Origin of the sequence: Nonomuraea sp. NPDC005650 (assembly GCF_040605375.1) — a bacterium.
Taxonomy (GTDB): Bacteria; Actinomycetota; Actinomycetes; order Streptosporangiales; family Streptosporangiaceae; genus Nonomuraea.
Window position 1 is genome coordinate 1 of sequence record NZ_JBEXCR010000049.1, and the last position, 23,000, is coordinate 23,000.

Annotated in this window: 26 protein-coding genes and 1 tRNA gene; 20 read left to right on the plus strand and 7 right to left on the minus strand. The window is 67.4% G+C overall.

All coding sequences use genetic code 11. The features are described 5' to 3' along the window. The first annotated feature begins 130 nt into the window (after window positions 1-130). The gene (locus tag ABZS69_RS53930) at window positions 131-406 is read left to right on the plus strand and encodes a hypothetical protein (RefSeq protein WP_355388890.1); all 276 of its coding nucleotides are present in this window, start codon (window positions 131-133) and stop codon (window positions 404-406) included. A gap of 39 nt (window positions 407-445) precedes the next feature. Here ABZS69_RS53930 and ABZS69_RS53935 read toward each other — a convergent pair whose 3' ends face one another. Next, window positions 446-1,417 (minus strand): YafY family protein, encoded by a 972-nt coding sequence (locus tag ABZS69_RS53935; RefSeq protein ID WP_355388892.1) that lies wholly within the window; start codon window positions 1,415-1,417, stop codon window positions 446-448. Window positions 1,418-1,509: 92 nt separating this feature from the next. On the opposite strand from ABZS69_RS53935, the gene ABZS69_RS53940 reads away from it, so the two are divergent. Both ABZS69_RS53940 and ABZS69_RS53945 read left to right on the plus strand, forming a co-directional pair. Further along, entirely contained in the window at window positions 1,510-2,493 is a 984-nt protein-coding gene (locus ABZS69_RS53940) for an NADP-dependent oxidoreductase (protein ID WP_355388894.1), read from the plus strand. After that, entirely contained in the window at window positions 2,490-3,605 is a 1,116-nt protein-coding gene (locus ABZS69_RS53945) for a winged helix DNA-binding domain-containing protein (RefSeq protein WP_355388895.1), read from the plus strand. Before ABZS69_RS53940 ends, ABZS69_RS53945 begins: the two co-directional genes overlap by 4 nt. A 190-nt stretch (window positions 3,606-3,795) precedes the next feature. On the opposite strand, the gene phoU is transcribed toward ABZS69_RS53945, so the two are convergent. Next, the gene (gene phoU / locus ABZS69_RS53950) at window positions 3,796-4,440 is read right to left on the minus strand and encodes a phosphate signaling complex protein PhoU (RefSeq protein ID WP_355388897.1); all 645 of its coding nucleotides are present in this window, start codon (window positions 4,438-4,440) and stop codon (window positions 3,796-3,798) included. A gap of 124 nt (window positions 4,441-4,564) precedes the next feature. On the opposite strand from phoU, the gene ABZS69_RS53955 reads away from it, so the two are divergent. After that, on the plus strand, window positions 4,565-5,746 hold the full coding sequence (locus ABZS69_RS53955) for an ATP-binding protein (protein WP_355388899.1): 1,182 nt from the start codon (window positions 4,565-4,567) through the stop codon (window positions 5,744-5,746). After that, a complete protein-coding gene (locus ABZS69_RS53960) occupies window positions 5,743-6,435 on the plus strand; it encodes a response regulator transcription factor (protein WP_185070431.1) in 693 nt (230 codons plus the stop codon). Before ABZS69_RS53955 ends, ABZS69_RS53960 begins: the two co-directional genes overlap by 4 nt. Window positions 6,436-6,496: 61 nt before the next feature. Here the strand turns inward: ABZS69_RS53960 and ABZS69_RS53965 are convergent, their stop codons facing one another. Continuing rightward, window positions 6,497-7,078, minus strand: coding sequence for a copper chaperone PCu(A)C (locus ABZS69_RS53965; protein ID WP_355388901.1), 582 nt, complete (start codon window positions 7,076-7,078; stop codon window positions 6,497-6,499). 275 nt (window positions 7,079-7,353) lie between these two features. Between ABZS69_RS53965 and ABZS69_RS53970 the strand changes: the two genes are divergently transcribed. The 4 genes from ABZS69_RS53970 (at window position 7,354) to ABZS69_RS53985 (ending at window position 9,174) form a co-directional block, all read left to right on the plus strand. Then, complete coding sequence (locus ABZS69_RS53970) at window positions 7,354-7,836, plus strand: CarD family transcriptional regulator (protein ID WP_043624891.1); 483 nt, start codon at window positions 7,354-7,356, stop codon at window positions 7,834-7,836. A gap of 17 nt (window positions 7,837-7,853) precedes the next feature. Beyond that, entirely contained in the window at window positions 7,854-8,324 is a 471-nt protein-coding gene (gene ispF / locus ABZS69_RS53975) for a 2-C-methyl-D-erythritol 2,4-cyclodiphosphate synthase (protein ID WP_355388904.1), read from the plus strand. Between the two features lie 182 nt (window positions 8,325-8,506). Next, window positions 8,507-8,806, plus strand: a complete 300-nt coding sequence (locus ABZS69_RS53980) for a GlsB/YeaQ/YmgE family stress response membrane protein (protein WP_355388906.1) — start codon at window positions 8,507-8,509, stop codon at window positions 8,804-8,806. A gap of 98 nt (window positions 8,807-8,904) precedes the next feature. Beyond that, window positions 8,905-9,174 carry a GlsB/YeaQ/YmgE family stress response membrane protein gene (locus tag ABZS69_RS53985; protein WP_355388908.1) on the plus strand — a complete coding sequence of 90 codons (270 nt, stop codon included), beginning with the start codon at window positions 8,905-8,907 and terminating at the stop codon, window positions 9,172-9,174. A 45-nt stretch (window positions 9,175-9,219) separates the two neighbouring features. Here ABZS69_RS53985 and ABZS69_RS53990 read toward each other — a convergent pair whose 3' ends face one another. Further along, the gene (locus ABZS69_RS53990; protein ID WP_355388910.1) at window positions 9,220-10,197 is read right to left on the minus strand and encodes a DUF2637 domain-containing protein; all 978 of its coding nucleotides are present in this window, start codon (window positions 10,195-10,197) and stop codon (window positions 9,220-9,222) included. A gap of 52 nt (window positions 10,198-10,249) precedes the next feature. Here ABZS69_RS53990 and ABZS69_RS53995 point away from each other — a divergent pair, with 52 nt between their 5' ends. The 4 genes from ABZS69_RS53995 to ABZS69_RS54010 all read left to right on the plus strand — a co-directional run bounded on the left by ABZS69_RS53995 (window position 10,250) and on the right by ABZS69_RS54010 (window position 13,918). Beyond that, window positions 10,250-10,636 (plus strand): PPOX class F420-dependent oxidoreductase, encoded by a 387-nt coding sequence (locus tag ABZS69_RS53995; protein ID WP_355388912.1) that lies wholly within the window; start codon window positions 10,250-10,252, stop codon window positions 10,634-10,636. A 64-nt stretch (window positions 10,637-10,700) separates the two neighbouring features. Further along, window positions 10,701-12,092 (plus strand): cysteine--tRNA ligase, encoded by a 1,392-nt coding sequence (gene cysS / locus ABZS69_RS54000; protein WP_355388914.1) that lies wholly within the window; start codon window positions 10,701-10,703, stop codon window positions 12,090-12,092. A 770-nt stretch (window positions 12,093-12,862) separates the two neighbouring features. Continuing rightward, window positions 12,863-13,825: a 23S rRNA (guanosine(2251)-2'-O)-methyltransferase RlmB gene (rlmB, locus tag ABZS69_RS54005; protein ID WP_355388916.1), complete on the plus strand. Its 963-nt coding sequence runs from the start codon at window positions 12,863-12,865 to the stop codon at window positions 13,823-13,825. A 20-nt stretch (window positions 13,826-13,845) separates the two neighbouring features. Further along, window positions 13,846-13,918, plus strand: a tRNA-Thr gene (locus ABZS69_RS54010). A gap of 97 nt (window positions 13,919-14,015) precedes the next feature. Here the strand turns inward: ABZS69_RS54010 and ABZS69_RS54015 are convergent. Together ABZS69_RS54015 and ABZS69_RS54020 are read right to left on the minus strand one after the other, a co-directional pair. Further along, entirely contained in the window at window positions 14,016-14,384 is a 369-nt protein-coding gene (locus ABZS69_RS54015; RefSeq protein ID WP_355388918.1) for a hypothetical protein, read from the minus strand. 649 nt (window positions 14,385-15,033) lie between these two features. Further along, a complete protein-coding gene (locus tag ABZS69_RS54020) occupies window positions 15,034-15,597 on the minus strand; it encodes a hypothetical protein (RefSeq protein ID WP_355388920.1) in 564 nt (187 codons plus the stop codon). Window positions 15,598-16,406: 809 nt separating this feature from the next. On the opposite strand from ABZS69_RS54020, the gene ABZS69_RS54025 reads away from it, so the two are divergent. From ABZS69_RS54025 to ABZS69_RS54050, 6 genes are all read left to right on the plus strand, one after another. After that, complete coding sequence (locus ABZS69_RS54025; protein WP_355388922.1) at window positions 16,407-16,544, plus strand: hypothetical protein; 138 nt, start codon at window positions 16,407-16,409, stop codon at window positions 16,542-16,544. Window positions 16,545-16,819: 275 nt separating this feature from the next. After that, the gene (locus tag ABZS69_RS54030; RefSeq protein ID WP_355388924.1) at window positions 16,820-17,239 is read left to right on the plus strand and encodes a hypothetical protein; all 420 of its coding nucleotides are present in this window, start codon (window positions 16,820-16,822) and stop codon (window positions 17,237-17,239) included. A gap of 786 nt (window positions 17,240-18,025) precedes the next feature. Next, window positions 18,026-18,517 carry a DUF2975 domain-containing protein gene (locus ABZS69_RS54035; RefSeq protein ID WP_355388926.1) on the plus strand — a complete coding sequence of 164 codons (492 nt, stop codon included), beginning with the start codon at window positions 18,026-18,028 and terminating at the stop codon, window positions 18,515-18,517. Continuing rightward, a complete protein-coding gene (locus tag ABZS69_RS54040) occupies window positions 18,517-18,738 on the plus strand; it encodes a helix-turn-helix transcriptional regulator (protein ID WP_350733295.1) in 222 nt (73 codons plus the stop codon). The genes ABZS69_RS54035 and ABZS69_RS54040 overlap by 1 nt, the downstream gene beginning before the upstream one ends. A 324-nt stretch (window positions 18,739-19,062) precedes the next feature. Then, a complete protein-coding gene (gene sigJ / locus ABZS69_RS54045; protein ID WP_355388928.1) occupies window positions 19,063-20,004 on the plus strand; it encodes an RNA polymerase sigma factor SigJ in 942 nt (313 codons plus the stop codon). Window positions 20,005-20,090: 86 nt separating this feature from the next. Next, on the plus strand, window positions 20,091-21,026 hold the full coding sequence (locus ABZS69_RS54050) for an NAD(P)-dependent oxidoreductase (protein WP_355389085.1): 936 nt from the start codon (window positions 20,091-20,093) through the stop codon (window positions 21,024-21,026). Window positions 21,027-21,390: 364 nt separating this feature from the next. Here the strand turns inward: ABZS69_RS54050 and ABZS69_RS54055 are convergent, their stop codons facing one another. Beyond that, window positions 21,391-22,218, minus strand: a complete 828-nt coding sequence (locus ABZS69_RS54055) for a hypothetical protein (protein ID WP_355388930.1) — start codon at window positions 22,216-22,218, stop codon at window positions 21,391-21,393. A 164-nt stretch (window positions 22,219-22,382) separates the two neighbouring features. Between ABZS69_RS54055 and ABZS69_RS54060 the strand changes: the two genes are divergently transcribed. Further along, window positions 22,383-22,667, plus strand: a complete 285-nt coding sequence (locus tag ABZS69_RS54060) for a hypothetical protein (RefSeq protein WP_355388932.1) — start codon at window positions 22,383-22,385, stop codon at window positions 22,665-22,667. Window positions 22,668-23,000 lie beyond the last annotated feature (333 nt).

Sequence of the window (23,000 nt, forward strand, 5' to 3'; positions counted from 1 at the left end):
ACAAAAAACCCCCAAAAATAGTTATTACAGTGCGAGGCACATAGGCTGTAGGGACTCTGGGGGTGTTGTGGTGCCCCAACCCCCCCACACAACCCAGCCTGAGCCCTCTCGGCATCTAGGAAGGGCAGGCATGAGCGAACATCGCGAGACGACCGGCCGGTGCTATGCGTGCAAGCGCACATTCAGCTTCGACCCGAACGAAGTCATGACTCTCCTGATCGACCCCGAGACCCACATGCCACCGGGAATCACGGTCCTGGGCTCTCTTCGTCCAGCCAAACCGGAAGCCGTGGCCAGGTCTGTTGACGAGCCCATCTGCCCTGACTGCGTGACCAGGGCGAAGCAGTACAGCGAGGAGAACGGATCGGGTAGCTCCTGGGAGAGCTGGCCGCCGAGCAGCAACTGAACCCTTGTGGTCTGGCTCCGCGCCATCGTCGTGATCTGGCTACGGCAGGGACGGTCTGTCGGGTGCGCTGGTGGCCCGGATGAAGCGGGCGCCCCACTCCTGGACGTGTGCGGCGAACTCCGGTGGCCCCAGCACCTCGAACTCGGCACCCACATTGCCCAGCGCCTGGGTCGGCCAATCGAGAGAGGCCGAGGTCATGGTGATCCGGCAGGTGTCGTGGTTGAGCGGTTCGATCGTGCCCCACTGGCCGACCGCCTGCCGTACCCGGGTCGCGGGGGCGTGGACGAGCGCCTGGACCGTGTACGGCGCCGGGGCTCCGGCGGCTGCCTTGACGAAGGCCGCGGCGTCCTCGGCCGGGAGTGGACGCGGCCGGAATCGCGTGCCGGTCCCGGCCGGCTCGGTCAGCCGGTCGAGGCGGAAGCTTCGCCAGTCGTGCCGGGTCAGGTCGTAGGCGACCAGGTACCAGCGTCCGCCGAGGGCGACCAGGCGGTGCGGCTCGACCTCGCGCTCGGTGGGGGCGGAGCCTCTGGCGGTGTAGCCGAAGCGCAGCCGCTCCTGGTCCCGGCAGGCCTGGGCGACCGCGGTGAGCACCTGCGCCGCGACGACCGGCCCGGACGAGGCGACGGAGAGGGTCATCTCCCGCAGGGCGTCCACGCGGGCCCGCAGCCGGGGAGGCAGGACCCGAACCACCTTGGTGAGCGCACGCAGCGACGCCTCCTGCATCCCGGCGATCCCGCTCTGCGCCGCGTCGCCGATGCCCACCGCGAAGGCCACCGCCTCCTCGTCGTCCAGCAGCAGCGGCGGCAGGACGGCGCCGGGCGCGAGCTGGTAGCCGCCGTCGGTCCCCCGGGCCGCGCTGACCGGATAACCAAGCTCGCGCAGCCGGTCGACGTCGCGGCGCAGGGTCCGCTCGGATACTTCGAGCCGTTCGGCCAGTTCCGTGCCGGACCAGTGGCGGTGGGTCTGCAGCAGCGAGAGCAGTCGGAGGGTCCGTGAGCTGGTGTTCGCCATACCGCCCATCCTCGCCGGACTTCCGGTCAGAAAGTGACCGGAAGCCTCTTTAGAGTCGATTTCGAAGGCCCTACCGACATAAGGACCAAGAAATGATCACCCGTGAGATCCAGCTGGCCGCACAGATTGCCGGCACCCCCACGCTCGACCACTTCACCGTCGCCACCACCGAGGTGGACGGCGAGGTTGTGGTGCGGACCGACCAGGTAGGGCTCGCCGCGACCTACCTGGAGCTGATGCGCGCGGACTGCACCCTCCCGGTACCGGCCTGGCAGCCGGGCCAGCGGGTGGGCGTGGCCGCCATCGGCACCGTTGTCCGGTCCGACAGCCCCGAGCTCGCGGTTGGCGACCTGGTGCAGTCGATGACCGGCTGGAGCGAGTACTCGGCGGGCCCGGCCGCCCAGTACCTCAAGCTTGATCCCATCGCCGACCCCGGCTACTACCTCGCTCAGGGACCGACGGCCTACTACGGGATGGCCGACGTGGCGGGCGTCGGCGAGGGCGACGTGGTGTTCGTCTCCGGCGCCGCGGGCGGGGTCGGCTCGCTGGCCGGGCAGATCGCCAAATGCCTGGGCGCGGCGCGGGTGATCGGCAGCGCCGGCAGCCCGGCCAAGGTCGACTATCTGGTGAACGAGCTCGGCTACGACGCCGCGTTCGACTATCACGACGGCTCGCCCGTCGACCGGCTCCGAGAGCTCGCGCCCGAGGGCATTTCGGTGTTCTTCGACGTCGTGGGCGGCGAGCAGTATCAGGCCGCGCCGCAGGCGGCCAGGCCCGGCGCCCGCTTCGCGCTGTGCGGCTCACTGTCCAGCCAGCTCGGCGATGCGGCGGAGCGCTTCCCCGAGCCCGATCATTCCGCGGTCCAGGCCAAGGATGTCGAGCTGCTGCCGTTCTCCTGCTACCACACCCCCGACCAGATCGCCGCCTGGCGGGAACACTTCAGCACCTGGCTGGACGAGGGCCGCTTCGTCTACCCGCAGACCGTCATCAAGGGCGCGGTCGAAGACGTGCCGCAGGCGTTCTTGTCCCTGCTCCAGGGCTCCTACCGGGGCAATGTCTCGGTGCGGCTGTCATGACGACTCTCTCGAACAGGGCCCTGAACCGGGCCCTGCTGGGCCGCCAATTCCTGCTGGCCCGCACCGATCACACCCCGCTGGAGGTGATCGGGCGCCTGGTCGCGCTGCAGGGGCAAGAGCCCAACTGGCCCTACGTCGGGCTGTGGAGCAGGATCCACGGCTTCACCCACTCCGAGCTCACCACGCTGCTGCAGGACCGGAAGGTGGTCCGCTCCGGCCTGCTCCGCAGCACCCAGCACCTCGCCGCGGCCGACGACTTCCGCCGGCTGCGGCCGCTGCTGCAGCCCGTCCTCGACCGCACCGCCCGCTCGGCCTACTTCGCCCGCAACAACGCGGGCCTGGACACCGCCTCACTGATCGCCACCGGGCTTGAGCTGCTGGCGGGCGAAACGACACCGCGAAAGGAGCTGGCTCGACGGCTCGGCGAACGCCACCCAGGCCGCGACGGGCGCCTCCTCGCCGCGGAGGTCGAGCTCAGAACCCCCCTCATCCACAGCCCGGCCACCGGCACATGGGGCTCCTGGGGCACCCGGTCGGCCATCTCTGTCACGCCCGCCGAGACCTGGCTCGGTCGGCCCATGGCTCCGGCAACCGCCAAGGACCTCATCCGCCGCTATCTGGCGGCGTTCGGCCCAGCCGGGATCATGGACGTACAGGCATGGTCCGGGCTGACCCGCCTCGGCGAGATCGTCTCCGACATGCGCGCCGAACTGCGCCACCACCGCGACCCCGAAGGCAGGGAACTGATCGACCTGGCCGACGCGGAACTGCCCGACCCCGACACGCCCGCCCCCGTGCGGCTGCTGCCCGCCTTCGACAACGCCCTGCTCGGCCACGCCGACCGGACCCGCATCATCAGCGACGAGGACCGAAAACGCGTGATGCCCGGCCAGGCACAAGTACGGCCCACCTTCCTCGTGAACGGCCAGGTGCACGGAACCTGGTCCCTCGAAGGCGAGACCCTGCACCTCACTCCGTTCCACGCCCTGACCGCGACCGATCAGGCCGCCTTGGAGCAGGAGGCAGAGCGCCTGCTGCCGTTCGTGGGAGGCAAGAACGTGTCCTGCGGCAGCCCGATCGCGACCCGGTCATCCTCCGGACGCCGGGCGTGACGACGGCCGACCATCCGGTGAGCCGCTCCGGGCCGTCCGACCGGACCACTGCGCCCTGCCGTAGCCCCCACACGACCGCGCGAAGCGCGCCTCGCATGCGACAGCGCCTCCCAGGGGGCGGAAAGCCGCCTGGGAGGCGCTGTCTGGAACCCCGGGCGACGAAGCCGCCCACGGGTGGAAGGCCGTGCTGCTAGCTGGGGCGGGTCCCCGTGACCAGGTAGACGACGTCCGCCGCCACCCGCACCGCGTGGTCCGCGTAACGCTCGTAGTAGCGCCCGATCAACGTGATGTCGATCGCGGGCTCGACCCCGTGCTCCCAGTCCTTGGACAGGATCGAGCGGAACAGCCGCCGGTGCAGCCGGTCCATCGCGTCGTCGTCCTGCTCCATCTCCAGCGCCGACTCCACGTCCCGCGAGGCGATGCAGCTGCCGGTCTTGGTGACGAGGTTCTCGGCGATCTGTCCCATCTCCACGATGGTCGAGCGCACGTCGGCCGGGATCGCCGACTCGGGGTGGCGCAGGCGGGCGACCTTGGCGACGTGGACGGCCAGGTCGCCCATGCGCTCCAGGTCGGTGCCCATGCGCAGCGCCGTGATGACCATCCGCAGGTCGACCGCCACCGGCTGCTGCCGGGCCATCAGGTCGAAGATCGAGGTCTCGACCTCGGCGAACGTCGCGTTCACTTCCTCGTCCCGGGAAATGACACTCTCGGCGAGCTGAAGGTCGGCGTCGAGGAGGGCCGTGGTGGCACGGGAAATGGCCGACCGGACAAGTCTGGTCATCTCGATCAGCTTGTCGGTCAGCGAGTCAAGTTCTTCATGGTACGCGTCGCGCATGTGGCCACCGTACGTGTCTCTCGATGAACGAACCTCTACCGACAGATGAACTTTCCAGGAAAGGGGCCTTCCATCCCTGATGAGAGGGTCTGCCTCTTGGACAAGGCCACCTACCATCGAGAGCATGAGTGAGATGGCCATGAGCTTCGCGGCCCTGGCCGGGTTCGTCGTGGGCGCCCTGGCGGTCCTGTTCTACCGAAACCAGATCGAGGCTCCAAACCGCACTCCGGCGGAGGACGGCACACAGACCGGGAGTGCGCTGCCGCAGGGCGTGGCGTCCGTGCTGGCCGTGCTGCCCTCCTCCGCCGTGGTGCTCGACGCGCATGACAAGGTGCTGCGCGCCAGCTCCGCAGCGCGGGCGTTCGGGCTGGTCAAGGGCGACCGGCTGATGGCCGCCGAGCTGCTGGCGCTGGCCAGGCAGGTACGCCGCGACGGTGAGATCCGCGAGAGCGAGATCGACGTCGCGGGGCACAAGTTCGGACAGGAGACCACGAACTTCGCGGTACGCGTGGCTCCGCTCGGCTCGCACGGCCAGGTCCTGGTGCTCGCCGAGGACCAGACCGAGCGGCGCAGGGTCGAGGCCGTACGCCGTGACTTCGTCGCGAACGTCAGCCACGAGCTGAAGACCCCGGTGGGCGCGATGAGCCTGCTGGCGGAGACCATCCAGGACGCCGCCGACGACCCCGAGGCGGTCGGCCGCTTCGCCGGGCGCATGCAGCACGAGGCCGCCCGGCTCAACTACCTCATCCAAGACTTGATCACGCTCAGCAGGATCCAGGGCGCCGAGCCCATCCCCACCCCCGGACAGGTCTCGATCGACGAGTCCATCCACGACGCCATCGACCACTGCAACACCAAGGCCGTCGCCAAGGACATCACCCTCGTCTCCGGCGGCACCGAGGGCCTGCGCATCTGGGGCGACGACGAGTTGCTCGTGACGGCGTTGCGCAATCTGATCGACAACGCCGTCGCGTACAGTCCGGAGCACACCCGGGTGGTGGTCAGCGTGCGGCCCGCGGGGGACTCGGTGGAGATCAGCGTCAGCGACCAGGGCATCGGCATCCCGGAGGAGGCGCTCGAGCGCATCTTCGAGCGGTTCTTCCGCGTCGACGCGGCCCGGTCGCGGGCGACCGGCGGCACCGGGCTCGGCCTGGCCATCGTCAAGCACGTCGCCGCGGCACACGCCGGCGAAGTGTCCGTATGGAGCAAGGAAGGGTCCGGCTCCACCTTCACACTCCGCCTGCCCGCCTTCGGCGGCACGGCGGTGGCAGTACCACCCTCGATTCCCCTGGAGACAGCCCAATGACCCGCGTACTAGTCGTTGAAGATGAGGAGTCCTTCTCCGACGCCCTTTCCTACATGCTCCGCAAAGAGGGTTTCGAGGTGTCGGTCGCGGCGACCGGGCCCGAGGCCCTCGACACGTTCGACCGCAACGGAGCAGATCTGGTGCTGCTCGACCTGATGCTTCCGGGTCTGCCCGGCACGGAGGTGTGCCGCTCCCTCAGGCAGCGCTCCAAGGTGCCGGTGATCATGCTGACGGCCAAGGACAGCGAGATCGACAAGGTCGTGGGCCTGGAGCTGGGCGCCGACGACTACGTCACCAAGCCGTTCTCGTCGCGCGAGCTGGTGGCCCGCATCCGCGCGGTCCTGCGCCGCCAGGGCGACGTGACGGAGGAGCTGGAGACCGCGGTGCTGGCCGTCGGCCCCGTGCGCATGGACGTCGACCGCCACGTGGTCGCCGTACGCGGGGAGCAGGTGCAGCTGCCGCTGAAGGAGTTCGAGCTCCTGGAGGTGCTGCTGCGCAACGCGGGGCGGGTCCTGACCCGCGGCCAGCTCATCGACCGCGTCTGGGGAGCCGATTACGTGGGCGACACCAAGACCCTCGACGTCCACGTCAAGCGCCTGCGCGCCAAGATCGAGTCCGACCCGTCCAACCCGCGCTGCATCCTCACCGTGCGCGGTCTGGGCTACAAGTTCGACGCCACCGAAGAGTAAAAAACCCTTGTTCCGGTACGGATCGCGTACCGGAACAAGGGTTTTGGCGTTTCCTGAAGGGTCAGTGGGCTTCTTCGGAAGCGGACGCGGAGGCGGACGGCGACGGGGTGGGGGCCGCGGTGGCGTTCGGCGCCGGGGGGTAGTCCTTGAACTCGCGGCTGCGCGTCACCACAGGGACGTTCATGGACACGATCCCGGCGTTGGCGAACTGGAGGTCCAGCTTGATGCTCTCGCCGCCCCTGAGGCTCTTGGGGATCGCCTCGAGCATGATCTGAGGGGCGGGCTTGCCGGTGTTGACGAGCTGCTTGCTCGGGAGCTGGATCGGGGCCGTGACCTTGACCGTGCCCATGTTCCCCGCGGAGACGGCCTGAAGGGTGTCGGGGGTTTCGGCGGTGTTGAGGATGTTCAGGTAGATCGGGGCCGAGCCGCGCCAGGCGATCTGCGCACCGGCGTCGGGGCCGAGGATGAACGCCTGCGGGATCTGAATGCCGCGCGTGCCGTAAGCACCGTTCTCGATCAATACCTGTGCCTCGTTGGGCGCGTACGGCTTGTTGGTGGTTGCGTCGAATCCAGCCCCACAGCCCGCGAGCACGGGGGCTGCCAAGAACGCGGCGGCGACGACAATCCAGCGACGGCTGGTCACGGGCGGGTTCTCCTTGGTGTTGCGGAGGGCTCGCGCATGCGCTAGACGCAGGTGGCGCGCATGCGTGATGTGCAGCGCCCACCATATCCATCCGAATCCATGGTCATATCCACACCCCCGCAGGTCATTCGCTATGTCCGGAAATGCCAGACATAGAGTTGAGCACTTGTCAAGCCCTAATATGCGGCCTTGACCTGCAGTTATGAGGATTTCACTGTTCCGGGAGGCTGTGGATGCGTGGTACCCTGGAGTACAGCGGAAGGGGTACTTGTCACATGACTTTCCAGGTCGGCGACACAGTCGTCTACCCCCACCATGGGGCTGCTCGGATCGAAGCAATCACGAAGCGATCCATCAAGGGTGAGGAAAAGACCTACCTGGTGCTCAAGGTCGACAAGGGCGACCTTACCGTCCAGGTGCCAGCTGAAAACGCAGAACTCGTCGGTGTGCGCGATGTTGTCGGCCAGGAAGGCCTTGAGCGGGTTTTCGATGTCCTGCGGATGCCGCACACGGAAGAGCCGACCAACTGGTCTCGTCGCTACAAGGCCAATCTGGAGAAGCTCGCGTCCGGCGATGTGAACAAGGTCGCCGAAGTCGTTCGGGACCTGTGGCGGAGAGACCGCGAGCGCGGCCTGTCCGCGGGCGAGAAGCGCATGCTCGCCAAGGCGCGTCAGATCCTGGTCAGTGAGCTCGCCCTGGCGGAGAAGACCAACGAGGACAAGGCTGAGGCCCTGCTCGACGAGGTTCTCAACTCCTGAACACGAATCTTCCACGGGTGGGCGTCGGAGTCGACGTCCACCCGTTCGCTTCAGGATCTTCGGGGCGCGAGCTCAACCTCGCCGGCCTGCACTGGCCGGGCGAGACCGGGCTCGAGGGCCATTCGGACGGCGACGCGGCAGCGCATGCCGCGTGCGACGCGCTGCTTTCGGCGGCCGGCATGGGCGATCTCGGGCAGCTGTTCGGGACCGCGGACCCGCGTTGGGCGGGTGCTTCCGGCGTCGCACTGCTGGAGGAGACCGCGCGGCAGGTGCGTGCCGCCGGTTATGAGATCGGCAACGTGGCCATTCAGGTGATCGGCAACCGGCCCAAGCTGGCGCCGCGCCGTGCCGAGGCCGAGAAGACGCTCAGCGCGGCCGTAGGCGCGCCTGTGAGCGTGTCCGCCACCACCACTGATGGGCTCGGGCTGACCGGGCGAGGAGAGGGCATCGCGGCCGTCGCGACGGCCCTGGTCGTCAACCTTTCCTGAACGCCGGGCGTCTTACGTATGGATGCGTGAGGGTGTCCCGGCGGGTTGTCGCGAAGCCCGCTGTATCCGGAGGCGGCGGTTCGTCACTGGCGCGGTACGGACCGCCGTCTCCTTTTGGTTGTTTTGCCTGCTCTGAGGGTATGTGTCCCCACGACATGTGAACGTCTCGGGGGGAGCAGCACATGATCGGCGCGATAGTTTCCGCGATAGTCATCGGTGCCATCATCGGCGCCCTGGCCAGGCTGATCGTTCCTGGCAGGCAGAACATGTCCATCGGGCTGACGATCATCGTCGGCATCGTGGCCGCCTTGATCGGAACGCTGATCGCGCAGGCCGCCGGCGTGGCCGACACGCGAGGCATCGACTGGATCGAGCACATCCTCCAGCTCGTGCTGGCGATCATCGGTGTGCTCCTCGTGACGCGCTTCACCTCGGGACGCACCGGGCGTACACGTGGAACGCCGCCCGGAACACCCACCTGACCTGCTCATTCGTAAATACCGCGCATAAAGGCGGTAGATCGGGTAGCGAGCATCTCCGTGGGAGTGAACCGCTCACTCTCACGGGGAGGTTTCGCACCATGACAATCCAGTCCATCCTTGGCGCCATCGTGATCGGCGCCGTGATTGGCGCAATCGGTCGCCTCCTGCTCCCCGGCAGGCAGGCCATCGGCTGGATCCTCACCATCGTCGTCGGCATCGTGGCCGCCCTGCTGGGCACGGTGATCGCGCAGATGCTCGGCGTGGCGACCACCCCCGGCATCGACTGGATCGAGCTGGTGATGCAGGTGGTGCTGGCCGTGGTGGGCGTGGGCCTGGTCGCCGGGCTGCGCCGCGGCTCCAGCGTCTAGAAATAGCCGGGCCCGCCCGGGGATCGCGCCTGGGCGGGCCTGTTTTCAGTCCTCTGGGGGGCGTGGGGTGCTGCGGAGGCGTTCCGCGGGGGCCGGGGTGTCGTCGTCCTGGATCACCGGGTGGGGGGCGGTGTCCTCTAACTCGTCCTCCCGCGGGCGTTCCCCGTCGTCGGCGAGCTCGGGGCCGTGCCCGGGATCCGGCAGGTCGTCCTCGAACACCGGGTGGGGCTGGGTGTCCGCGTCCTTCTCGTCCTTCTCGTCGACCTCGTTGGCGCGCGGGTGGACCAGGACGTCGGTCGGCCTGACCCGGTCGCCCCAGCGGACGGGGCGGGTCGGGGGCTCGGGCGACTCGTTCTGCACGGGCCACTCCGCCACCTGCGCCGCCACCGGGGCTTCGGCTTCCGCGACTTCCTGTACCGGCTCGTGGATCGGCCGAGTCTCCAGGACCGGCTGGGGTGGCGTTTCCGAGATCCGGTCGGCGTAGACCTCGAGGGGGACCTCGACGGGCGGCCGCTCCGGATAGGTCTCGGTCTCCGCGGACAGACCCGGTTGGAAGGGGACGATGTCCCGCTCGGCGGCGGCCTCCCCGCTCCTCTCCTCCCGGTGCGCCTGCACGTGCTTGATCAGCAGCAGCCAGAGCCACAGGGCCACGGCCAGCATGACCCAGGGCGCCAGAGCCGCGCCCACGGCCACCTGCCGCACGTCGAACGCGAACCGCACCGCCGTCGCCACGTTGGCCGCCGCGGCCGCCACGATGAGCACGACCAGCACTAACGCCGCCTGAATGCGTACCAGCAGCCGGGCGGAGCGCAGGAGCAGCACGTCGATGAGCGCGATCACCAGGAGCGCGTCGAAGGCCGCCGGATAGAGGAAGGCGAGGTCCTGGCGCGCCTCGCCGGTGATGGCCAGCGCGCGCAGGTCGTCGAAGGAGAGCGCGCACGCGGCCCCGGCGAGGGCGGCGACGGCGAGCCCGGCCAGGGCGATGCCCAGGCGGCGGAGCACAGAGGGGGGAGTCACGTCCATGGCGGTTCGAGCCTACAGAAGAATGGAGGTCAGGACCGATCAAGGGAGATACATGGCCGAGCTGTCGGAAGATGCGCGCAAACTCTTGGATGCCCCGAATTATGCGACGGTGACCAGCCTCAACCCTGACGGCGGGCCTCAGTCGACGGTCGTGTGGGTGCGTACGGACGGTGGCGACGTGCTGTTCTCGACCGTGCGGGGCCGCAGGAAGCCGCGGAATTTCGAGCTCGATCCGCGGGCGAGCCTGCTGGTCATCGATCCGGACAATCCGTACAGGTATGTGGAGGTGCGCGGGCGGGTGACCATGACGCCCGACCCCGAAGGGACGCTCATTCAGGAGCTCTCGCACAAGTACCGAGGGATCCCGTGGGAGGACAAACCGGGCGTCGAGCGCGTAATCGTCCGGATCTCGCCGGACAGAGTAACGTTGCGGGGCTGATTTATCGCCGTGACGGTGGGATTTATCGGCCTGACTAGGCCTCTGAGGCGTTAGCCTTGCCTTCGTGAGCCTGCACATCTACGACACCAGTACGCGCGCCATCCGTGAATTCGTTCCGGTCGAAGCCGGCCGGGCGTCGATTTACCTGTGTGGGGCGACCGTGCAGGCTCCGCCGCACATCGGGCACATCCGCTCAGGTGTGAACTTCGACGTGCTCCGGCGCTGGATGACGCGATCCGGTTATGACGTGACGTTCTGCCGCAATGTCACCGACATCGACGACAAGATCATCAGGGTGGCGGCCGAGGAGGGCGTGCCCTGGTTCGTCGTGGCCGAGCGCAACCAGCGGGCCTTCACCTGGGCGTACGACACGCTGGGCTGCCTCCCGCCGACCGTCGAGCCGCGGGCCACGGGGCACGTACCGGAGATGATCACGCTGATGGAGCGGCTGATCGCCCGCGGCCATGCGTACGCCTCCGGCGGCGACGTCTACTTCGACGTCCAGTCCTACGCCGACCGCTACGGCACGCTCTCCAACCAGAAGCTGGACAACATGCGGGCCGCCGCCGACACCGACGACGAGTCCTGCAAGCGCGACCCCCGCGACTTCGCCCTGTGGAAGGGGGAGAAGCCGGGCGAGCCGACCTGGCCGACCCCTTGGGGCCTCGGCCGTCCCGGCTGGCACCTGGAGTGCTCGGCCATGGCGACGAAATACCTCGGCCCGACCTTCGACATCCACGGCGGCGGGATCGACCTGATCTTCCCGCACCACGAGAACGAGATCGCCCAGTCCCAGGCGGCGGGCGACGGGTTCTCGCGCTACTGGATGCACAACGGCATGCTCAAGATCGGCGCCGAGAAGATGAGCAAGTCGCTCGGAAACTCGCTGCTGATCCCCGAGATGGTGCAGAAGGTCCGGCCGGTGGAGCTGCGCTACTACCTGGCCGCGCCCCACTACCGCTCCTCGATCGACTACTCCGAGGAGGCCCTGCTGGAGGCGGCCGCCGCGTACCAGCGCATCGAGGGCTTCGTCACGCGCGCCGCCGAGGTCATCCACGACGTCGACGCGGACGCGCCGCTGCCGCAGGCCTTCGTGGACGCCCTCGACGACGACCTCGGCACGCCACAGGCGCTGGCGGTCGTGCACGAGGTGGTGCGCGAGGGCAACGTGGCCCTCTCGCGCGGCGACAAGGAGGCCGTGGCCCGGCTGCTCGCCGAAACGCAGAACATGCTGGACGTCCTCGGCCTCGACCCCCGCTCACCGCAGTGGCGAGGGGCCGGCTCGGACCTGTCGCCGGTGGTGGACGCGCTGGTGGCGGTGGCGCTGGAACAGCGCAAGGCGGCCAGGGAGCGCAAGGACTACGGGGCGGCGGACGCGATCAGGAACCAGCTGACGGCGGCGGGGATCACCGTGGAAGACACCCCCCACGGCGCCCGCTGGGAGCTCACCCGCTAGCCCCACCACCCACGCCGAGACCTCCGCCGACCCCTGGGCTGTGCCGAGGCACTGCACAACTTGACCCGGCCCGACGCCACGCCACGTGGCGCCGGGCCGAGTCCAGTCTGTGGCCGCTCCGTGGGCCAGTGTCGGCCCAACCAGGCACTGCACCGCCACCGAGCCGGGCACTCACGTACGGACGCTCCGCACCGGGCAGCGATGTACCGCCGCTCAGCGCCGAGCCGGACAGCCGTGTACGGACGCTCAGCGCCGAGCCGGACAGCCGTGTACCGCCGCCCAGCGCCGAGGCGGGCAGCTATGTAGCGCCGCTCAGCCAGCCCCTGAGCACTTGAGGTCAGCCACACGTCCAGCCGCCTCGGAGGACCGAGCACCCGAGCCGCCAGGGACTGGAGCAGCATCAAGGCAACCAGTCCCAGCGGCAGGCCGAGCACCTGCCCGCTCCGAGACGTCTGGAGACGTCTAGAAGGGCCGCTGCCGGCCCGCCGTTACCCGCGGCGTGCGACCTTGTCCCCCTTCGCCTGCATTGCACGGAGCGGCTCGCCAGCACCATCCCTCCCACGCCCCCCAAAGCCAAACTTGAGACGGGACGCCAACTGGGGGCAGGACGATCGACACCCAGCACGGTCCGCGCAGCATCCCGACATCCGCCGCTGACCCGACCCGACCCGGCGTTGATCTGCACGGAATCTTCCACATCCCGAACCCGAAGGAACGCCCCGTTCCCGCCGTGGGATCAGGCGCCCGGCGGTCCGAGTACCCTTGTTTGCATGGCAGCAGGCGGTAGGGCTTCGGGCAGGCCCGCGAAGAAGAAGGGCCCGTCCAAAGGCGCCGGAGGGCAGGGCCGCCGGTCGCTCGAGGGCAAGGGCGCGACCCCGCCTGCCGAAATGCGGCATTGGTACAAGGACAAGGCCCGCGCCGAGCGCATCGCCCGCGAGGAACAGGGTGGCGTCCGGCGTCCCGCTCCCACGCGGCAGCGGCGCTCCGAGGACGCGCCCGAGTACATCGGCGGCCGCAACCCCGTTCTAGAGGCTCTGCAGGCGGGCGTCCCGTCCAACGCTCTCTACGTCGCCCATCGCGTCGACAACGACGACCGCGTACGCGACTCCATCAGGATCGCGGCCGAGCGTGGGATCGCCCTGCTCGAGGTCACTCGCGACAAGCTCGACCGCCTGACGGAGGGCGCCGTCCACCAGGGCGTCGCGCTCCAGATCCCCGCGTACGACTACGCGCACCCCTCGGACCTCGTGGAGATCGCGCAGGGGGCCGCGGAGGTCCCGTTGATCGTGGCCCTCGACTCGGTCACCGACCCGCGCAACCTCGGCGCCATCGCCCGCTCCGCCACCGCCTTCGGCGCCCACGGCCTCCTCGTCCCCTCCCGCCGCTCGGCCGGGGTGACAGGCGGGGCCTGGAAGACCTCCGCAGGCACACTCGCCACCATGCGCGTGGCCCGCGCGTCCAACCTGACGGCGGCGCTGCGGGAGTACCGCGACGCGGGCCTGTTCGTCATCGGCCTCGACGGCGCCGGCGAAACCGACATCGGCGACGTCGACCTGCTCACCGAGCCGCTGGTGGTGGTCGTGGGCTCAGAGGGAAAGGGGCTCTCGCGCCTGGTCCGGGAGCAGTGCGACGTGGTGACCCGGATCCCGATGCAGGCGGCCGCGGAGTCGCTGAACGCGGGTGTGGCGGCCGGAGTGGCGCTGTACGAAGTCGCTCGTCACAGGCGCCTCTAGCGTCTACACTGAAAGGCCGCGCCGACGTAGCTCAATCGGCAGAGCATCTGTCTTGTAAACAGAAGGTCAGGGGTTCGATTCCCCTCGTCGGCTCTGCAACAGGAAGCCCCTGAACAGGCGATTCGCCGTCAGGGGCTTCTGCGTTGTCAGGACAATGTCGAGACCTTGCAAAGCAAGGTGGCTCCCGTCCTCAGCCGTTGACGGCCTTGGCGAAGACGTCGGCGGCGGACGCTGCTTGCTCGTGGATGACGTGGGCGTAGACGCGCAGGGTGATCGCCGGATCGGCGTGGCCCAGGCGGGGCCGCGACGACGTGAACGGGGACGTCGGCCAGGAGCAGGGGCGTGGCGTGGATGTGGCGGAGGTCGTGCAGGCGGGCGTGGGGGGGAGTTGGGCTCTCGGGTTCTGCTTGTTGTGGGTCTCGATGAGCTTGGGCATCAATGAGCTGGGCGTGTCCGGGAAGAGGGGATCGCCCCAGCCCGGTGGCAACTCGCCGCGACGAGCGCCGGTGTGTGCGGCCAGGTGGAAGAAGGCGTACAGACGGTGCTCGTGGGCAGTCATGAAGAACGCGTGGAGCTGAGCCGGGTCCAGATCACGCCCGGTTCGGTGGCCGATTCGGGGTCACCCTCCACGCGGGCAGCGCTCTGCTGATCCTCGCCGTCCTCGACAAAGGCGGCCCCACCGCCCCACATCTACGCCAAACCGAAAACGACGACTTGAGCGGACGCGGCTTCCACCTGGTGGAGACCCTGACCGCACGCTGGGGCGTACCCGGCCGCGCCGCCTGGGCCCTCATCCCTCTCGCGCCTCACGGCAATGCCGCATGAACAACTGTCTCGCTCTGCACCTCCCGGAGCCGCTACCGAACTGCACGCGGCTGGTTTGGTTCACCGCCCGCACCGACCAGCGCTGCAGGACGCTCGTTTGGACTTGTCACTGCGCCCACGTCATCCACGAGCTGTGCACCGCAGGCGGACAGTTGTACTTCCGACGTATCGACCTGAAGACAAACAAGATCGTCGAAACCCGCCGTACGAGCACTCGTGACGGACAGGCTCTGTGGGAAGCCTGCTCTCGGGCCGCACACGGTAGCGATTTGCGCGAAGCGTTTCATCCTCATGTGGCCCGCGTGATGCGGTTATTCACGATCCGTGATGATGTGTAGTTGATCACTGCCAATTGGTTCGTGGTGCGGCGCCCACAAACCCAGTCACTCTTCCCGGAGGGACGTGGCCTCGTCGCAAATTTGTTGTACCTGCTCAGCGGTCAGGCGTCGAACGTCCCACACCAACCCAGCCAGGTCAGCCGCCGCCGAGTGCGCCGGTGGCGCCTCCATGGGAAGACCGATGCCGGTCACGGCGGCCAGGTCGCCGGCGGGGATGCCCAGCACGGTTGCGAGTCTGGCAAGCAGGTCAGGACTTAGCTCTTTACGGCTGTGGCCGATCTGCCCGATCGTGACGCTGGACAGGCCCAGGCCGGTGAGGCTGTACAAGGTCTTGGCCGCAGGCGTCCAGTGCAAATTCCGGTTGGCGAGCATTCGGACGAGCGCCGCGCCAAAGCTCGGATCGTACTGCTCGTACGGCTTCGGCGGTGGGTACGGGCGGGTACGTGGATGTTGTGGGAGCGACCGAGCGAGCCCCCGCAACTGATCGATGAATTCCGGTCGGAGGCACACGGCCTGATTCACCAGTGAGGCGGTCCAACTCCCAGCCTCGGCGTCCAAGGGCGTGAGTTCGTCAGGCACCGGCATCCCCGCGAGCACGAAGAGGTCCACGTCGTGCCAGTGAAGTGCCGGTGCGAGCCGCAGGAGGAGTGATGGACTGGGCCCCACGCCGTCAAGCACGTTCTGAAGCTCCGACTCGGAGACCTCCGCCAGACGAGTCAGGTCGCGGAGGCTCAGTCCTCGGAGATCGGCTAACCGGGTTAACAGCACGCCGAACCGTGGATATCTCATCATCCCCGCCAATGTTGATCAGTGCGTTACTGGACAGACAGACCACTCGCGATCATGCCACTGTCATGCCTTTGTTCCGGGATGGAGGCGATTCTGCGCCGCTGGCCGATGGGAAACATTCCGCTCAGGTGCGCGCGGGCCTAACGCGGCCGGCGCCGCTCGGAGGTGAAGCCGAGCAGGGCCGACAGCACTGCCAGCGTGACCAACTCGGCATCACTCAGCCGCGGTTGCAGACCTACATGAGGTCGGTGAGGTGCCAGATCCGGTGAAGCGATCAGCTGATCGTCGATCTCACGTATATTGCTGTCGCGAGGGTGTTCAGTTCTGTCGTCACAAACGGATCTTGAATGCTCTCGCTTCATGTCCGCAGGTGAACAGCCGAACTCCATCCCTTGGAATCAATCATCTAGCCGGTTGCGTGCTACGGCGAGCGCTGCTGTGAGGTGGTTGGGGCGGTCACCCCACGAAGGCGTTGTGCTCGACAGCGAACGGAGTTCCGTCGACTGGCCAGGTGAGTTGCTCGCGAAGTCGGTCAGGATCGCCATTGCGCCAGTCGGCCAAGGCTCTCTCCATGTCTGCCCGGGCTTCGGTGGGTAGTCGAGGGGAAGCCCAGCGGCGAGGAAGGCTCGGTGATCATCGGCGAACTCGATGCCGAACTCGCCTCCAACGCGGCTGAATTCCGCGTCGGTGAGACCTGTGCCTATCTCGAAGCAGTCGAGGTCTTTGAGACGTTGTGCTGCGCGTGTACCAAGGGGAGCACCGTCTGAGTTGATCACTGGCGGAGGATGGCAGTGCTTCTCGCCGCCAGAGGGAAGTCAGGAGTCGGCTGCCGGACGGCTCCCCTCAAGCAGGCTCTCCCAGAGCTTGTAACTGTAGGTAACGAATCCACCCCTAAGCGGTGACCTCATAGGCCCATAAAGGTGGACCATTAACCAAATTTCGGGCATGCTTGTCTAGATCTTCAGTCAAATCGAAGGGACATCACGTGCGAGTTCCTCGCAAGGCCATCCTCTTCACGACGGCACTGTGCCTGAGTGGCGTCTTGGCAACTCCAGCGAACGCCGCCGCCCAGAGCCCAGAGGGCATCTGCGGGGCGGGTTTCGGCCGCGTCACCGGTGGTACGAAGGCCGTCACGACACCCAGCGGCCGCCGGTACGGCACGGTCTACCTGCTCTACAACGGCAAGACCCAGCAGAACTGCGTGGTCACGATCAAGTCAAGCTTCACCGGTACGAAGACTCCGGTGAGCGCTGAGCTCACCGTCATGCCCAAGGCGATCAAGGACACGAAGCAGAGCCCGACCGTGCGCCGGGACAGCGGCAATTTCAAGTACTATGCCGGACCGGTGAAGTACTGGGCCAAGCAGGCCTGCGTGAAGTTCTGGGGCACGATCAAGCCGCTCGGGCACGACCCGGCCGTGGCACGGGGCGGACGTCAGAGCTGGGGTAACTGCGGCGGATAGGCGGGGGTTCGATCCCGTCTGATCCCGAGTTCAGGTGCCGCGCCGTGCGGGGGGTGTTCTTGCCGGCGAGGCGGCGGGTCATGAGGTCGGCCATGGCGAGGCGGATCATGGCTTCGGAGCGATCGAGCCGGGCGGGCATATCCTGCCGGGTCGGACCGACAGGCGGGCCACACGGACCTGGCAGCAGGAAGTCGGCGAACGTATCGCCTCTCGTAGTGTCGGACGAGAGCAACTCGCATTCCTGAGCCGTAGCCGGATGGCAGCGAGCGACAACTGACGTCAGCCCGGACCGGCGTTCGCACGCAAGAGATCGACATCCCTGAAGCGGAAGCGCTGTACAGCAACCCCGTTTCACTCACTCAGGCGCCACCGGCCTGCGTTCACCGTGTCACCAGAGCCGCAGGTAACTGACGAGGTGCCCGCCCTGCCCTTGTGAACAGAAGGTCAGGGGTTCGATTCCCCTCGTCGGCTCTATGTATTGACCAGGGAGTTCCTTGATCACAAGGGGCTCCCTGAGTCGTCTCCAGAGGCCGGCTGTAGCAGCCGGAATCCGTACGGCGAGGTTCGCCGCAGTTCCCTCTCTGGCGTGGTCGGGTGGCGTCCGGCTTGTGTTCAAGTGAGGCCGGCTTAGACAAGATCGCGACGGTTTGCGCGAATGCCATGTCATGGGAGGAGGCGACGGCGTCCCGCCACGGTGTGAAGCCGTCGCCCACCCGCCGTCCCGGCCCTTGCTTCGCCTATCGAAATTCGATAGATTCTCATCGCAATTCGATGGAAGGGTGGGACATGGGAAAGCTGGCAGTGCGTGCGCTGCGCGCCGTGCTAGTCGTGGTGCTCGCCGGCACCGTGCTCGTACAGGCGTTGATGGTGTGGGTGTTGGTCAGCGGGAGCGACCCGGAGGACGGGTCGCTCCCGCTGACCGCGCTGCGTGTGATCACGATCCTGGGCATGGTGTCGGGCCAGGTCGCCCTGGTCAGCGTATGGCGGCTGGTGACGATGGTGCGACGCGGAACCGTGTTCTCCCACGCCGCCTTCCGGTACGTGGATGCCGTGATCGGCGCGATCGTGGCGGCTGCCCTCCTGTGGTTCGCGGTCACGGCCCTCAATGCGCCGGGTCAGCGGGCCGATCCGGGCGTCACCGTCATCATGGGCGGGATTGGCGTGGCCATCCTGGGGGTCGCGCTCATCGTGCTCGTGCTGCGGATGCTGCTCGCCCAGGCCGTCGCGCGCGACGTCGAAGCGACGCAGATGCAGGCCGAGTTGGACGAGGTGATCTGATGCCGATCACCGTCGACATCGACGTGATGCTGGCCAGGCGGAAGATGTCCGTGGGCGAGCTCGCGGACCGCGTAGGGATCACGCCCGCCAACCTGGCGGTACTCAAGAACGGCCGCGCCAAGGCGGTGCGCTTCACGACGCTCGCCGCGCTCTGCGAGGTGCTCCAGTGCCAGCCGGGCGACCTGCTGCGCTGGGAGGCCGAGGACGCCGCGGGCGTATGACGTGCCCCAGAGCGGGCGTGAAAACGCGTGGCACCACCGGCCTGACCCGGTACGTCGACCGCGTGGACGTGAATCGCCGATCGCCCGAAGCGTCGTCCCGACCTGCACCGCACCGTCCTGGTTGACGATCGCGACCGCCCCACCGCCCCCGTTCTTCCATCGCGGAAGGGCGGGGGTTCGCCGTAGTCACGTGACGCCCGATTCGGGAAGGTCTGTCAGTTCGACGGGATTCGTGACAGGCACGGCCTGGTCGCCGTTCGGATGGCCTCGATCCCCGAAAAAGCCGTGACCAGGTGGAAACACTGCGGGAGATATGATCCGGTCATGCCTTTGACGGTGGATGACGTCGACCGGTTCGAGCTGTCGAGGCCCCGTCTGGAGGCGATCGCCTACCGTCTCCTCGGCTCCGCGGACGAGGCAGAGGACGTCGTGCAGGAGACGTTCCTGCGCTGGCAGGCCGCTGACGTCGACCGCGTCGAGGTTCCCGAGGCCTGGCTGACGAAGGTCCTCACCAACCTGTGTCTCAACCAGCTCACCTCCGCGCGGGCGCGCCGCGAGACCTACGTGGGCCGATGGCTGCCCGAGCCGCTGCTCGCCGGTGACCCGATGCTCGGCCCGGCCGACACCGCCGAGCAGCGCGAATCGGTCTCGTACGCGGTCCTCACCCTCATGGAGCGCCTGTCTCCCAACGAGCGAGCGGTGTATGTGCTGCGGGAGGCCTTCGACTACCCGCACCGGGAGATCGCCGCGATCCTCGACATCACCGAGGCCGCCAGCCAGCAGATCTTCCACCGCGCCAAGAAGCACGTCGCCGACGGCAAGGCCCGCACCGAGATCGACGAGGCCGCTGCCCGGCGCATCGTCGAGGAGTTCCTCGCGGCCGCCACCAGTGGCCGGACCGATGAGCTCGTACGCCTGCTCACCAAGGACGCCATCTCCGTCGGCGACGGCGGAGGGAAGGTTCCGGCCCGCGTCAAGGCGTTCGAGGGCGCCGTCGCGGTCGCGAAGTTCGTGTGGGGCCTGTTCAAGCCCGCCGAGGCCAAGCGCGCCATCGTCGGCGGCTCGCCCGAGATATACGCCTGGGCCGCCAATGGCGAACCCGCCGTTGTGGCTGTCGTGGAAGGCCGGGTCGTCGCCATCATGTGCCTGGAGGTCACCGCCGAGGGCATCACTGCCTGCCGTACCCAGGCAAACCCCGACAAGCTCGAACGCGCGACCGAGCAGTGGGCGGCGGCCGGCCATGGGGAGCCCCTGCTCGTGATGTGACGTGTGTCACCTTTGGTTCCTGTCAGGAAAAGGCTGCCCATCCGGTTCAAGTGACGAATCCGAACCGGACAGCAAGGGAGCCGACGATGAGAGTGCTCGTGGCGGGAGCGACCGGAGCGATGGGCAAGGAACTGGTGCCGCGGCTGGTCGATGCGGGACACGAGGTCTTCGCCATGATCCGCAGCGAATCCGGCAAGGCCAGGGCAGCACAGCTGGGCGCGGTACCGGTCATCGCCGATGCGCTCGATCGCGCCCAGGTCGAGGAGGCCGTGCGCCAGGTGGCCCCGGAGATGATCGTGCACCAGTTGACCGCCATCGGGCACATCGACACCCGCCATTTCGAACGCAGCTTCGCCGCCACTGACCGGCTGCGGATCGAGGGCACCGACAACCTGCTCGCGGCCGCACGCGCCACGGGAGTACGACGGTTCGTCGCCGCGAGCAACGGCGCGTTCACGTACACCCGGACCGGCGGGCCGGTCAAGAACGAACAAGACCCGCTGGATCGCTCACCCGTCAGCCAGATGGCCTCGATGATCGCCGCGGTCGAGCACTTGGAGAAGGCCGTGCTGGGCGCCGGCTGGATCGAAGGGATCGTGCTGCGCTACGGCGCGTTCTACGGACCCGGCACCTCCATGGCACCAGGCTCCGCGCAGCTCGAGATGATCCGCAAACGCAAGTTCCCGGTCGTCGGCGACGGCGGCGGGGTGTGGTCGTTCGTCCACATCGCCGACGCCGCCGAGGCCACGGTCGCAGCCGTGGAGAACGGCGGCCGCGGTGTCTACAACATCGTCGATGACGACCCCGCCCCGGTCGCCGAATGGCTGCCGGAACTGGCAGCGATGCTGGGGGCCAAGAAGCCGATGCGCGTACCGCGGTTCATCGGACGGCTGGCCGCCGGGCAGGCCGGAGTCGTGCTCATGACCGAACTGCGCGGCGCATCCAACGCCAAGGCCAAGCGCGAACTGGGCTGGCACCCGACACACCCCACCTGGCGCCAGGGCCTTCGGGTTGGGACGTGACTTGCTGAGCGTCGTTCTTCCTGGCCCGGTAGGTGTTCGGGGAGCCGAACGCCTGTCGAGCTGCCCTTCGATCGTGCCCGTCAGCAGCACTTTGCTGACGTGGCTTCCTTTCTTCGGGCCTTTCGGCCCTGCGGTACAGGTTCGTGCCATCGACGGGTCGGCGACGCCACCGACCTGAGCCGCTGTGTACAGCAACACCGCTGCCACGTGACCAGGGCAAGGAGCCATCAACTTCGTGACCGGATCCCGTTTGCAAGTAGGAAGTCGGATAACAGGTGGGATCAGAGCCCGAGCGTGAGCGTTCTTCAGGGCGTTTCGTTCTTGCGGGCCGGCCAGACTGACGTCGGTTTCTTCTTGGCGCAGGTCAGAAGGGGCCGCTCTCCGGATAGCCGGCCTTTATGGCGGCCTTGAGGGTCTTCGCGTTGAGTTTCTTCTCGCTGATGACCTTGCCGGCCGCCGGTGCAGTGATCTTCACCTTGGCGCCCCAGCCCGAATACTTGGTATCGGTGTGGAAGACCATCTGGTCATAGGCCGTGCTGTCGTCGTCCGGGTAGGTCGTCGTGTCGATGACCGTGCGGGTGAGCAGGTTGCGTTCATCGAAGTACAGGCTGAACTCGACTTTGCCTTCCCCGGCGGACTTGTCGTGCCGGAAGTCGGCGAGTGTGGCGGTGCCCTGATATTGGCCGGTCGCTACTTCTGATGCGTTGTTCAGCATGAACTGCAGTTCCGCTGGAGTGATGTCCATGTTGAGGATGGCGTTTTCGCGCCCACTGGCCTTCGACTGGATCCAGGAACGACCAGAAGGCAGCGCCTTGGCGATGCCGGCGTTGGTCACGTAGGCGTTTCTGCCCTCAGCGATGACCCGGTATGGAGGGTTGGGCCCTTTCTGGCGTGAGGACATGCGGACCCGGAGGTCGGCAGCCGCTACGTTACCTTTACCGAAAGTGAGAGTGCCGACCGTCTGAGTGTTCACCTGTACCTGCATCGCCTGGTCGTCGGCGGTGAAATCGAGGGTGATGCCGCTTGATTCGGTGATCTTTACGCTTTTGCCCGGGGCCAGTTGGGCCTTCAGGGCTTTCACCGGGTTCGCTGGAGCGGCCTGCTCGGATGCGGCGGATGCTGCCTGAGCGGGTACGGCTACCGCGCACACAGCCGCGACCGTTGCCGCGAGACCTGCTAAGAAGAGTTTCATTAGCGTCCTTGCTTAGTAAGGAGATATAGCAGGGAAAAGAGTAAGAGGGTGGTGCTGGCGAGATAAGGGATTTCTTGTAACAATCCTGTGGAGACCTTTGATCCCGAGTACCGCCTTCTTGGCGAGCTTGGAGAACGTGTCCGGAGCCGAGGGGCTGCCGCGCCGTGAGAGCCGAGGAGGCCAGCGTGTTACTCGCGATGATCCTTTGGTATGCGATACCAGTCGTTATCGTCGTGGCATCGCTCTTTGTGTGGTCCCGTAGCCCGCGACGCAAGGTCCGCTACTTGTCGGTTACTCTCGCCATCTTGATCACGGCGCTCGTGTTCGCCTGGATGGTGGATCGGGAGGAGTGGGGAGTCTGGCTCTTCTTCGTTCTCCCAGCGGCACTTGTCACGGGGGTACGGCTGATCGTCGCCTCCGTCGTTGCGTCCGAGGGCGTCCGTCGGTGACCGAGTTCCGACGTTCAGGACGGACCGAGCACTCGGCCGAGCCTTTATCCGCACGTCGGTGATCCGCCGGCTTCCAAGACACCGTCGCCGCGTCAGTGCCCTGACGCGTTGCCGTACGGCTCACCAAGCAGGTACGCGGGCGGGCTTGCCGGCGGATCACCACGACGAGTATCGGCAGCTCATGCGGGCACTGGCAAGCTCATTTCCGGGAGCGAGTGTGACGGAGGAGGGGATCAGGCCATGCCTCCGGTGGGAGCATTCCGCCAGCGACCGCTCCTGCCAGAGAGAGCCGCTCTTCTCGCGCGGACCGCAAGACGCTACGCTGATCACGAT

What these genes read in the sequence shown, in the direction of transcription:
- ABZS69_RS54040 (WP_350733295.1), top strand. Translation starts at nt 18,517, where the DNA reads ATGCCGATCACCGTCGACATCGACGTGATGCTGGCCAGGCGGAAGATG.
- ABZS69_RS53935 (WP_355388892.1), bottom strand. Translation starts at nt 1,417, where the DNA reads ATGGCGAACACCAGCTCACGGACCCTCCGACTGCTCTCGCTGCTGCAG.
- ABZS69_RS53960 (WP_185070431.1), top strand. Translation starts at nt 5,743, where the DNA reads ATGACCCGCGTACTAGTCGTTGAAGATGAGGAGTCCTTCTCCGACGCC.
- ABZS69_RS54055 (WP_355388930.1), bottom strand. Translation starts at nt 22,218, where the DNA reads ATGAAACTCTTCTTAGCAGGTCTCGCGGCAACGGTCGCGGCTGTGTGC.
- ABZS69_RS53980 (WP_355388906.1), top strand. Translation starts at nt 8,507, where the DNA reads ATGATCGGCGCGATAGTTTCCGCGATAGTCATCGGTGCCATCATCGGC.
- ABZS69_RS54015 (WP_355388918.1), bottom strand. Translation starts at nt 14,384, where the DNA reads ATGACTGCCCACGAGCACCGTCTGTACGCCTTCTTCCACCTGGCCGCA.
- ABZS69_RS53970 (WP_043624891.1), top strand. Translation starts at nt 7,354, where the DNA reads ATGACTTTCCAGGTCGGCGACACAGTCGTCTACCCCCACCATGGGGCT.
- sigJ (WP_355388928.1), top strand. Translation starts at nt 19,063, where the DNA reads ATGCCTTTGACGGTGGATGACGTCGACCGGTTCGAGCTGTCGAGGCCC.
- rlmB (WP_355388916.1), top strand. Translation starts at nt 12,863, where the DNA reads ATGGCAGCAGGCGGTAGGGCTTCGGGCAGGCCCGCGAAGAAGAAGGGC.
- ABZS69_RS53985 (WP_355388908.1), top strand. Translation starts at nt 8,905, where the DNA reads ATGACAATCCAGTCCATCCTTGGCGCCATCGTGATCGGCGCCGTGATT.
- phoU (WP_355388897.1), bottom strand. Translation starts at nt 4,440, where the DNA reads ATGCGCGACGCGTACCATGAAGAACTTGACTCGCTGACCGACAAGCTG.
- ABZS69_RS53955 (WP_355388899.1), top strand. Translation starts at nt 4,565, where the DNA reads ATGAGTGAGATGGCCATGAGCTTCGCGGCCCTGGCCGGGTTCGTCGTG.
- ABZS69_RS53945 (WP_355388895.1), top strand. Translation starts at nt 2,490, where the DNA reads ATGACGACTCTCTCGAACAGGGCCCTGAACCGGGCCCTGCTGGGCCGC.
- ABZS69_RS53940 (WP_355388894.1), top strand. Translation starts at nt 1,510, where the DNA reads ATGATCACCCGTGAGATCCAGCTGGCCGCACAGATTGCCGGCACCCCC.
- ABZS69_RS54035 (WP_355388926.1), top strand. Translation starts at nt 18,026, where the DNA reads ATGGGAAAGCTGGCAGTGCGTGCGCTGCGCGCCGTGCTAGTCGTGGTG.
- ABZS69_RS53995 (WP_355388912.1), top strand. Translation starts at nt 10,250, where the DNA reads ATGGCCGAGCTGTCGGAAGATGCGCGCAAACTCTTGGATGCCCCGAAT.
- ABZS69_RS53990 (WP_355388910.1), bottom strand. Translation starts at nt 10,197, where the DNA reads ATGGACGTGACTCCCCCCTCTGTGCTCCGCCGCCTGGGCATCGCCCTG.
- ABZS69_RS53930 (WP_355388890.1), top strand. Translation starts at nt 131, where the DNA reads ATGAGCGAACATCGCGAGACGACCGGCCGGTGCTATGCGTGCAAGCGC.
- ABZS69_RS54050 (WP_355389085.1), top strand. Translation starts at nt 20,091, where the DNA reads ATGAGAGTGCTCGTGGCGGGAGCGACCGGAGCGATGGGCAAGGAACTG.